Annotated in this window: 8 protein-coding genes, 1 tRNA gene, 5 pseudogenes and 1 riboswitch; all 14 genes and pseudogenes read right to left on the bottom strand. The window is 63.7% G+C overall.

Translation table 11 applies throughout. From position 1 onward, the window contains the following. Positions 1 to 98: 98 nt before the first annotated feature. The 14 genes and pseudogenes from YO9_RS0100910 to thiD all read right to left on the bottom strand — a co-directional run bounded on the left by YO9_RS0100910 (position 99) and on the right by thiD (position 9,633). A tRNA-Ala gene (locus YO9_RS0100910) sits at positions 99 to 170 on the bottom strand. 165 nt (positions 171 to 335) lie between these two features. Continuing rightward, positions 336 to 752, bottom strand: a complete 417-nt coding sequence (gene rsfS / locus YO9_RS0100905; protein WP_016995792.1) for a ribosome silencing factor — start codon at positions 750 to 752, stop codon at positions 336 to 338. Positions 753 to 783: 31 nt separating this feature from the next. Then, a complete protein-coding gene (locus YO9_RS0100900) occupies positions 784 to 1,542 on the bottom strand; it encodes a superantigen-like protein SSL4 (protein ID WP_223285914.1) in 759 nt (252 codons plus the stop codon). Beyond that, the gene (locus tag YO9_RS16165) at positions 1,470 to 1,784 is read right to left on the bottom strand and encodes a hypothetical protein (RefSeq protein ID WP_223285913.1); all 315 of its coding nucleotides are present in this window, start codon (positions 1,782 to 1,784) and stop codon (positions 1,470 to 1,472) included. Before YO9_RS16165 ends, YO9_RS0100900 begins: the two co-directional genes overlap by 73 nt. Further along, positions 1,781 to 2,488, bottom strand: a complete 708-nt coding sequence (gene nadD / locus YO9_RS0100895) for a nicotinate-nucleotide adenylyltransferase (RefSeq protein WP_223285912.1) — start codon at positions 2,486 to 2,488, stop codon at positions 1,781 to 1,783. The genes YO9_RS16165 and nadD overlap by 4 nt, the downstream gene beginning before the upstream one ends. Positions 2,489 to 2,533: 45 nt before the next feature. Further along, a complete protein-coding gene (locus tag YO9_RS0100890; RefSeq protein WP_016995790.1) occupies positions 2,534 to 2,785 on the bottom strand; it encodes a hypothetical protein in 252 nt (83 codons plus the stop codon). Positions 2,786 to 2,870: 85 nt separating this feature from the next. After that, positions 2,871 to 4,102 (bottom strand): annotated as a pseudogene (locus YO9_RS0100885) (glutamate-5-semialdehyde dehydrogenase). A gap of 155 nt (positions 4,103 to 4,257) precedes the next feature. After that, a pseudogene (gene proB, locus YO9_RS0100880) lies at positions 4,258 to 5,394 on the bottom strand (glutamate 5-kinase). Then, positions 5,370 to 5,525: a hypothetical protein gene (locus tag YO9_RS16160; protein ID WP_016995786.1), complete on the bottom strand. Its 156-nt coding sequence runs from the start codon at positions 5,523 to 5,525 to the stop codon at positions 5,370 to 5,372. The pseudogene proB and the gene YO9_RS16160 overlap by 25 nt, the downstream one beginning before the upstream one ends. Then, positions 5,518 to 7,115 (bottom strand): annotated as a pseudogene (gene obgE, locus YO9_RS0100875) (GTPase ObgE). The gene YO9_RS16160 and the pseudogene obgE overlap by 8 nt, the downstream one beginning before the upstream one ends. A 161-nt stretch (positions 7,116 to 7,276) precedes the next feature. Beyond that, a pseudogene (gene rpmA, locus YO9_RS0100870) lies at positions 7,277 to 7,530 on the bottom strand (50S ribosomal protein L27). Positions 7,531 to 7,574: 44 nt separating this feature from the next. After that, positions 7,575 to 7,885: pseudogene (rplU, locus tag YO9_RS0100865) on the bottom strand (50S ribosomal protein L21). A gap of 211 nt (positions 7,886 to 8,096) precedes the next feature. Next, positions 8,097 to 8,453: a thiaminase II/PqqC family protein gene (locus YO9_RS20325; RefSeq protein ID WP_016995783.1), complete on the bottom strand. Its 357-nt coding sequence runs from the start codon at positions 8,451 to 8,453 to the stop codon at positions 8,097 to 8,099. Then, positions 8,434 to 9,633, bottom strand: a complete 1,200-nt coding sequence (thiD, locus tag YO9_RS0100860) for a bifunctional hydroxymethylpyrimidine kinase/phosphomethylpyrimidine kinase (RefSeq protein ID WP_317259696.1) — start codon at positions 9,631 to 9,633, stop codon at positions 8,434 to 8,436. Before thiD ends, YO9_RS20325 begins: the two co-directional genes overlap by 20 nt. Then, positions 9,621 to 9,715, bottom strand: a riboswitch (TPP riboswitch). It overlaps the preceding gene by 13 nt. Positions 9,716 to 9,802: the final 87 nt, after the last annotated feature.

Below are 9,802 nucleotides of genomic sequence, written 5' to 3'. Positions count from 1 at the left end.
CACATTTTGGCCTTTAACCCGTGAGTCCCCCAGCCAGCGCGACCAAGATATACAGAAATGCCCCGCCAACAGGCGGGGCATTTCTCGATATTCAGTTGTGGAGCTAAGGGGACTCGAACCCCTGACCCCTGCATGCCATGCAGGTGCGCTACCAGCTGCGCCATAGCCCCGTGCATTACCTCGAAGACTTTACCACAGTCCATACACCCAACCGTTGCCGGTTGTTCGTACGTTTTCCGCGGCGTTCCCCGTGGGCAACGCATTTATCCTAGACAGTCATTTACCCGCCGTGCAAATCGAGTTTGCCCCCGCGTGGCCGCCTGGAAACCAGGCCGTTATTCGGCGTGGGAGGTGTCCGGAGCGGCGTCGGCGTTCGTGGTGGCCGCCTGCTCGGGAAGGTTCAACGAGATCTTGGGGCTGTCGCCCCAGAGTCGCTCCAGGGCGTAGAAGGCGCGGTCCTCGTCGTGAAGCACGTGGATCACGATGTCACCGAAATCGAGCAGCACCCAGCGGCCTTCTCCCCTGCCTTCGCGACGCAGCGGCTTGACCTTGTGCTCCTGGATGAGCTTGTCCTCAATGGCATCGACCACTGAGGAGACCTGTCGTTCATTCGGGGCGGACGCGACCATGAACGCGTCCGTGATCGCCAGGGATTCGCTGACGTCGAACGCCACGATGTTCTCGGCCTTCTTCTCGTCCGCGGCCAGGGCGGCAGTGCGAATGATCTCGACAGATTCGGGAAATGCAGTCACAGAGGGGTGAGTCCTTTCAGAGACTAAAGATTTAGAGCACAAAGATGATGAGCACCGCGATGAGTGCGTCAATGACCAGGAACAACAGCACGAGCAGCGGGACCAGCGCACCCGATTTCTGCTTGTAATCGTTGGGGTCGAGCAGTTCCAGCCCCTGAGCGTCCACCGCGCGCACGGGCGTGCCCGGAGGACTGACCTGTTCCGAGGGCATCGGTTCGGGCGCGCCGGGAGTCGCCACGGGCGGCGCCTCGACGTCAGCCTCGCGTGGGGTTGCGGTCGACTGTCCGGCTTCAGGTGCGCGATCCTGGGACGACGACGCCGTTCGTGCGGGTTCGTCCCGACCGGCGGGTTGCGCTTCGGTCGCCGTCGCGGTCGATTTCTCGGAAGCCGTTGCGGTCGTAGTCTGCGCGCGTGCGGGAGACGCCGGAACCAGATTGATCGACACGGTATGCGGGCCAGAAGTCGGGACGATCGGCGAGCTCGGGAACTGTCCGGGGTCCACCGTCAAGGGATCCGCGGCCAAGGAAGAGCCCATGGGCGTGGACTGAGGGAACGAAACCGTGATGGTGTCCTGTTCAGCTGCCTCGACGGATCCTGTTTCGGCACCGCCACTGGTTTCGGCTTCAGCGGCTCGCAGGGCAGCTTCAGCGTCCTTGCGGTCCTGTTCATTCGCCGCAGCGGCACGCATCGCCAGTTCCGCGAACCGTTGCTGCTTCATCAGCAGATCTTGGTCCACTTCACCGCTGTTGGCCTGTTCGGCTTCCTGGATCTCCTTGGCGTGAGCGGCCATTTCGCGCTGGAGCCTGGCCAGACGACGCGGGCCCAGCGGCTTGACCGGCCCCGAGTCCACAGGCTGTCCAACTCGATCATGGGTGCGGGACCGGGCACCTGGGGAATGTCGGAGGTCCAGGGTGCGACTTTGTTTCCGCCCTCATCCTGGGTGGACTCGGAGTTCGCGGATCCGGACGAGACCGGTTCCTGCGGATCCCCGGGAGTCTCGGGCTTGTTCTTCTCGGAACGGGGCTCACTCACGACATGCTCCTGCTGGTTTCCTGCTGTCCACTCTCGGCATTACGTTCGGTGATCGCCAGGGAGGTGGTCGATGTGTTCTCGTCCTGAACATAGAGACCGTATTTATTGATGTACTGGACCACACCGTCCGGCACGAGGTACCAGACGGGTTTGCCCTCTTCGACTCGTGCACGACAATCCGTGGAAGAAATCGCCATGGCTGGAACATTCAGCAGGGAAACGCTGGATGACCCCACGGGTGCAGCGAGCTCGTGTCCGGGACGGGTGACACCCACGAAGTGCGCCAGGTCCCAGAGCTCGTCCGTACCCTTCCAGGTAAGGATCTCCCCCATGACATCCGCACCGGTGATGAAGAACAACTGCGCATCGGGGCGCAGCCGCGACAGGTCCCGCAGCGTGTCAATGGTGTAGGTGGGACCCTCACGGTCGATGTCCACACGGGACACCGTGAAGCGCGGGTTGGACGCCGTAGCAACTACCGTCATCAGATAGCGGTGCTCGGCGTCCGACACCTGCTTGCCGGCCTTCTGCCACGGTTGACCAGTGGGAACGAAAACCACTTCGTCCAGGTCGAAGACCGAGGCGACCTCGGAGGCCGCCACAAGGTGGCCGTGGTGAATGGGGTCAAAAGTGCCACCCATCACGCCCAGCCGGGTTTTACCCGGCTGGCGCGGTGGGATGTGCAGTTCGGTGCCTTCAGCCACGGCTGAAGAATCGTTCGGATTCACGCAGTTAGTACTACCGACGACTCAGTGGTGACGCGGCGAGTTGAGGTCGTTGATCATTGCACGCTCGTTGGCGGGCAGTTCCGACGGGTCCTCGTACTCGCCGATCTCCGGGCTCTTTCCACGGGATGAGAAGGAAACCGTTGCGATCAGCATGAGGATGAACAAGATGAACGCGATCACGCCGAACATCTCCGTGGGGATGGGCAGTTCGTTCACCACGTGGTGTCCGCCTTCTTCGGCGACCAGAGCGGCGTTGTTCAACAGGTGCAACATGTCTGTGCGGTTTCCCTTCTGCTACCGGGCGGTTCCGGTGTCAACAGTGCGATCCGCCCGGAGGCGGTTGGTTACATGGTACTTGTCAGGAGCGCACGTGGCCGTCACCTTGGACAACCCACTTGGTGGTGGTCAGTTCTTCCAAGCCCATGGGACCGCGGGCGTGCATCTTTTGGGTGGAAATTCCCACCTCTGCGCCCAGTCCGAACTCGCCACCGTCGGTGAACCGCGTGGACGCGTTGACCATCACGGCCGCCGAGTCGTTCTCCGCCGTGAAGCGCTCCGCGTTGGCCAGGTTGTTGGTCACGATGGACTCGGTGTGGCCGGTGGAGTATTTGACGATGTGGTCGAGAGCCTCGTCCAGGGAATCCACGACCTTGACGGCCATTTCCATACCCAGGTACTCGGTAGCCCAGTCCTCTTCGGTGGCCTGCAAGTGGTCCGAACCCGGGGGCAGCAGTTCTGCCGCTCGCTCATCCACGTGCAATTTCACACCAGCCTTGTCGAGAGCGGCCAAGACCTGCTTGCCCGCCGTCGACTTGGAGTGCAGCAGCAGGGTCTCCGCGGAGTTGCACGCCGAGGTGCGGTGTGTTTTGGAATTCACCGCGATCTTCTCGGCCATCTGCGGATCTGCCGATTCGTCGATGAATACGTGCACGTTGCCCTCACCGGTCTCAATGACGGGCACGGTGGCGTTCTTGACCACGGACTGGATCAGTCCGCGACCACCGCGGGGGACCAACACGTCCACCTTGCCGCGGGCACCCATCAGGCGTTGGCGCCGTCGCGACCGTAGTCGTCCACGGTCTGGACGCAGTCCACGGGCAGCTTGGCATCCGCGAGAGCGTCACGCAGGATACCCACGAGTGCGCGGTTGGATTCCAGTGCGGCGGAACCGCCGCGCAGCATGGCAGCGTTACCGGACTTCACGGCGATGCCCGCGATATCCACGGTCACGTTGGGGCGAGCTTCGTAGATCACACCCACCACGCCGATGGGCACGCGAATCTGACGCAGGCGCAGGCCGTTAGCCAGGGTCTGGCCGCGCACAACGGTACCCACCGGATCCGGCAGTGCGGCCAGCTCACGAAGCGCTTCGGCCAGTCCCTTGATCCGGGCAGGGTCGAGCTTGAGCCGGTCCAGCAGCGCCGGCGAGATGTCGTTCTGACGTCCGCGCTCCAGATCCTTGCCGTTCGCCTCGAGGATGACGTCGGATCGTTCTTCGATGCGCTGTGCCATGAGCAGCAACGCGCGGTCCTTCCACGCACGCGGTGCTCGTGCGAGCCCACGTGCGGCCTGGCGAGCGTCGTCGGCCATGAGGCCGACGCCCACCACGGGGTCCTCGCCAAACGTTTCCTGCGCGGTCAGTACTGAAGTGTTCTTCTCGGCCAAGAGTCCTCCTGGATGTTGGTCGGTGTGGCGCCCTTGGGAGGCGCCTCAATAAGCGTACTTCTCGTAAATTCGTGCGTGAGTTACTTTGCGGGGCTCTGCTTGAGCTTGGTCTTGGCAGAGCGCGGACGCAGCGTCACCAAGTTGTCCACGTGGATGAGCTCGCGGGCGAATTCTTCACCGAACTCGTCGCCCAGCTCGTCCGTGCGCTTGCCCAGCATGCCGGGCACTTCGTCGGAGCCGTAGTTGATCAGGCCATGAGCAACCTCGTTGCCGTCCTTGTCCACCATGGACACGGGATCTCCCGCGGTGAACTTGCCGCTCACGTCGTTGACGCCGGCCGCCAGCAAGGAGCGACGACCGCGAATAGCCTCCACGGCGCCGTCGTCGAGGGTCAGCGTGCCCTTGATGTCGGCCAGGTGCGCCAGCCACAACAGACGCACATTGCGGCGACACCGGTGGTGGAGAACCAGGTGCCCACGTCCTCGCCCGCCAGGGCCTGCTCGATGTTGCCGCCGAGGTCACCAGGGCGGGAATGCCCGACGCCGCGGCGATGCGCGCCGCCTGCACCTTGGTCACCATGCCGCCGGAGCCCACGCCCACGCGACCCACGGAACCGATCTCCACGCCTTCGAGATCCGCGATCGGATCGTCGATGCGTGCGATGCGTTCGCCGCCGTCCTTCGGAGGCTTGGTGTAAAGCGCGTCCACGTCGGAGAGCAGCAAGAGCGCGTCAGCCTTGATCAGGTGCGCCACGAGCGCTGCGATGCGGTCGTTGTCGCCGAACTTGATCTCGTGGGTGGCCACGGCGTCGTTCTCGTTGACGATGGGCAGGATGCCCAGGTCCAGCAGACGCTCGATCTGACGGTGCGCGTTCTTGTACTGCGAGTGACGCATGAGGTCCTCGGCGGTCACCAGAACCTGGCCCACGGTGATGCCGTAGCGGGCGAAGTAGTCGGTGTAGCGCGAGATCAACAGTCCCTGCCCCACGGAGGCCGCAGCCTGCTTGGTGGAGAGATCCTTGGGGCGCTTGGCCAGACCCAACGGGGACAGGCCGGCGGTGATCGCACCCGAGGAGACGAAGATGACGTCCGTGCCGCGAGCCTTCGCACCGCCGAGAGCATCCACAATGCTGCGGAGTGCGTTCTCGTCGATGGAGTCTCGACTGAGGTCAGCGAAGACGATCCCACCTTGACTACCACGCGTCGTGCCTGGGGCAGCTGGCGCGTTCGGTGATCGGAGAGCGGCGGTTCTTGCCGCGGTTCTCCGTGCTCAGCTGCATAGCCGACTTGGCCGCATCCTGTTCGACAGCTGCGACGTCAATCTTTTCGGTGGTCGTTTTTTCACTCATGCTCGGGGAGATCCTTTCGACGCTGATCAGTTTGGCGGCTGCGTGCCTGGTCCACTGACTCGGTCCAGACACCTGCCTTGCGTTCGGCCTCGAGCTCGGCGCGAGCCTCGGCCTTGGCGTCCATGCGGTCGTAGAACTGTTCGCGCTTTTCACGACGCGTAGGACGGTTCGTTTCGTCCAACCGCAAGTCCGTACCGCGCGGGCCGCCCAACAGCTCCGCGCCTCCCACCATGGTGGGTTCCCAATCGAAGACCACGCCATTGTCTTCGGGGCCAATCAACACCGCGTCACCGGGACGGGCGCCGGATCGGAACAGTTCGTCCTCGACACCCAGCTTGGCGAAGCGGTCCGCGAGATAACCCACGGCTTCGTCATTGTTGAAATCTGTCTGTTGCACCCAACGCTCGGGCTTCTCGCCACGCACGTGCACATGGGCTCTCCCCCGCGGTCATCACGGGAGATGGTGAAGCCCTTGCGGTGCTCACCGCGGCGCTTGCGCACCGGCTCCGGCCGCACCACGCGGGTCTGCTCTTCGGCTTCCTCCGGTGCGTTCTCCGCACGGGACTCGGCCACGAGCTCCGCCATGGCGAAGCCCAGCTGCCGCAATCCCTCGTGGGATGCCGTGGACACCTCGAACACGCGGTAACCGCGCTTCTCGAGATCCGGGCGGATGAAGTCCGCCAGTTCACGGGCCTCCGGCACGTCGATCTTGTTGAGCACCACCATGCGGGGGCGCTCCGTCAACGGCACCGTGTCCTGAGCGTCGTCCTGAATGTCGTGTGCGTAGTGGGCCAGTTCGGCCTCCAACGCGTCCAGGTCGGTGAGCGGGTCACGCCCGGGTTCCAGGGTCGCGCAGTCGATCACGTGCACCAGTGCGGCGCAACGCTCCACGTGGCGCAGGAACTCCAGTCCCAATCCCTTGCCCTGCGAGGCTCCGGGAATCAGACCGGGAACGTCCGCCACGGTGAATCGCGTGTCACCGGCCTGCACCACACCCAGGTTGGGAACCAGAGTGGTGAAGGGGTAATCCGCGATTTTGGGACGGGCCGCGCTCATGGCCGCGATCAAACTGGATTTGCCCGCGGACGGGAAGCCCACCAGAGCGATGTCCGCAATGGATTTCAGCTCGAGTTCGACTTCTTGTTCCGCACCGGGGGTACCCAGCAGTGCGAAACCGGGAGCCTTGCGCTTCTGGGATGCCAGTGCTGCGTTTCCCAGGCCGCCGTGGCCGCCGCTGGCGATCACGTACTCGGTGCCTTCGCCCAGCAGATCCGCCAGCACGTTCCCCTGGCGATCTTTCACAACCGTTCCATCGGGGACGGACAGAATCAAATCTTGACCCTTGAATCCGTGGCGAAGATCACCCTTACCCGGCTCTCCGTTGGGAGCCTTCTGGTGCGGCGAGTGGTGGAAACCCAGCAGCGTAGTGGACTGGCCGTCCACGCGAAGAATCACGGAACCGCCGTCTCCACCGTTGCCACCGTCGGGTCCACCGAGCGGCTTGAACTTCTCACGGCGAATGGACACGCAACCGTGACCGCCATTGCCGCCAGTAGCGTGCACGATGACTCGATCGACAAAACTGGCCACGGGGCTCCTTAAAGTCCTCAGTGCCTACGCTGCCGCAAGTGCGCAGCGAACACCTCTAGTTGTAAAGACTAAAGGGTGAGCGCATTTCGCGCCCACCTTTAGTGGTCGCCACCCGCCGGAGACCGGCGGACAGCGGGTGGACCCTGGGGTCCGAAAGATAATTACTCGGCGGTCTGGATGTTGACCACGCGACGACCCCGGCGGGTGCCGAACTCGACAGCACCGGCGGACAGGGCGAACAGGGTGTCGTCCTTGCCGCGGCCGACGTTCAGGCCCGGGTGGAAGTGGGTGCCGCGCTGGCGAACCAGGATCTCACCGGCGCTGACGGTCTGACCGCCAAAACGCTTCACGCCCAGGTACTGAGCGTTCGAGTCACGACCGTTGCGAGTGGAGCTCGCGCCTTCTTATGTGCCATGGTGTGTGCCTACCTTCGTATAAAAATTGACGGGACGGGGTGACTCAGGCGTCGATGCCGGTGACCTTGACGGTCGTCAGCTCGGCGCGGAAGCCTGACGCTTCTTGTACCCGGTCTTGTTCTTGTACTTCATGATCGAGATCTTGGGACCGCGAAGGTCTTCAATGATCTCGGCAGTGACCTTGACGTTGGCCAGGGTCTTGGCATCGGAGGTGACCTTGTCCCCATCGACCAGCAGCAGCGCAGGAAGCTGAATGGTGCTGCCTGCCTCGCCGGCGACGCGGTCAAGGGTCACGAGGTCTCCAACGGAAACCTTCTCCTGGCGGCCGCCTGCGCGGACAATCGCGTACACCACTTGGGAACTCACTTCTCTCGACATCTATGGACTACGTGTAAGGACGGGAACACACCTGGAGGACCACGAATGTCGAGACATCACGTCGCGGCGGTCAGAACTGACCGCGCCTCGCGTGGCTTTCGCATCGAACAGGAGGTGAACCCGAATGTGCCGCCTGACGCGGTGGATTTAACTGTCCACACACACGTTGGTACCCGGCACCGAAAATCTAGACTACCCGATGCGTGGAAGCTACGGCAAACGAGCGTGCCCCGGCGCGTCGAACGGGCTCGGCGAAGAACCGCAGTTCCAATTCGCACGCGCGCATGAAGGCGTCCCGCATCCGTTTCCGGGTGGCTGGGTCCGCGGTCTTGGCGGCGCGATCCACGATATCGCGAGCTCGTTCGGTAGCCAGTTGGAAGTCCGGCGCGTCATAGGTGGCCAACCAGTCCCCGTACGGGTGCGGGTCCAGTCCAGCGTCCCGGGCCTTCTCCGTGAGCGCGCTTCCCACTGCCGCGTAGAGCCAGTAGCACGGCAGCACCGCGGCAGCGCCCACCGCGTAGGGCTCACTGCCCGTGGCTGCCAACAGGAAGTCCGTGTAGGTGCGGGTCACTTCTGAAGGCGGAAGGGGTTCTGACTCGCCCAGCCGCGCCCGGTGAAGAGCGGACTCCACGGTGACGACCTCCGCCGCTCCCCCGGCGAAGAACTCTCGTTCGGTCTCCTCCGGTGCCGCCGCAGCCAACGCCGCCAGGCACGGGAGTACACGTCCAGGTACTGCATGTCCTGGTCCATGTACCACTCGAACGTCTCGGAGGCAGGGAACCGTCCGCCAGCTGAGCGATGAACTCCAATTCGTTGATCTCCCGGCGCACACCCGCGCAGTCGCGCCACAGCGCGTCGGTGAAGCGTTCGCTGGACTCCCCGTGCTCCAACACAGACTGCACATGGTGGAAGTGGTGCACGGGCCCGTTGCCGTGCCCCACGTTGAGGCTGTCAGCGTGCTCGAGGGCTCCGCGCAACCATGTGCGAGCAGCACCCACGGCACCAGCCCAGTCCCCCGTGCGCGCGATGAGCGTGGCAATGGCGGAGGACAGTGAGCATCCGGTGCCGTGCGTATTGGAGGTCTCCACCCGGGGATCGTCGAAGGTCACCACCGGCTCGGTGCGACCCGGTTCGAGAAGTGCATCCGGCGTCCGGGAACCCGGCAGGTGGCCGCCCTTGACCAGGATGCGCGCCCCGAACCGCTCGGCCACCGAACGTCCCTGCTCGAGCGCTTCGTCCCACGTGGTTGCCGTGGGCGCATCGGCCAGCACCGCAAGTTCGGGCAGGTTCGGAGTGATCAGGTCGGCCAGGGGCAACAACGACATCAGTGCTGTTTCCGCTTCCGCCTTCAATAACCGACCGCCGGCGGTCGCCACCATCACGGGGTCCACCACGGTCACGGGAGGCTTCACCTCTGCAAGCCAATCCCGCACGGTTTCGATCACGTCGACCGAACCGAGCATGCCCACCTTGACGGCGTCCAGCGTGACATCGGAACTCACGGCCTCGAGTTGGGCCCGGAGGATTTCGACGGGCGGCGTGTGAATGTCGATCACCCCGGTCGTGTTCTGGGCGACCACCGCGGTGATCACGTTCATCCCGTAGCCGCCCATCGCGGCAATGGATTTCAGATCAGCGGCTTGGCCGGCGCCACCCGTGGGATCGGTTCCGGCAATCGAGAGCACGCGGGGCACGGTCAAAGAATCAGAATGCGCAGTAGTCACGACATTCCCTTCGCTAGTACGAGCTAGATCAGGTTCAACGGGTGTCATCTCAGCCGCTCGTGCGGCACCCCGTGTCAGTGATACAGATCATGCCACAGGGCGCGGGGAACTCATCCCCACGCCCCTGCGGCATGTCATATGTCTGTCTAAGCCTTGATCCACCGATGAG

The sequence above is a fragment of the Kocuria atrinae C3-8 genome, assembly GCF_000286355.1.
Lineage (GTDB): Bacteria > Actinomycetota > Actinomycetes > Actinomycetales > Micrococcaceae > Kocuria > Kocuria atrinae_A.
Note: the sequence above shows the minus strand (reverse complement) of the source record. Positions and strands in the feature narration are given on the sequence as shown.

Bases quoted from the DNA above. Each gene is read 5' to 3' on its own strand.
- YO9_RS0100900 (WP_223285914.1), bottom strand. From the start codon at position 1,542: ATGGCCGCTCACGCCAAGGAGATCCAGGAAGCCGAACAGGCCAACAGC.
- YO9_RS0100890 (WP_016995790.1), bottom strand. From the start codon at position 2,785: ATGTTGCACCTGTTGAACAACGCCGCTCTGGTCGCCGAAGAAGGCGGA.
- YO9_RS16160 (WP_016995786.1), bottom strand. From the start codon at position 5,525: ATGAGTGAAAAAACGACCACCGAAAAGATTGACGTCGCAGCTGTCGAA.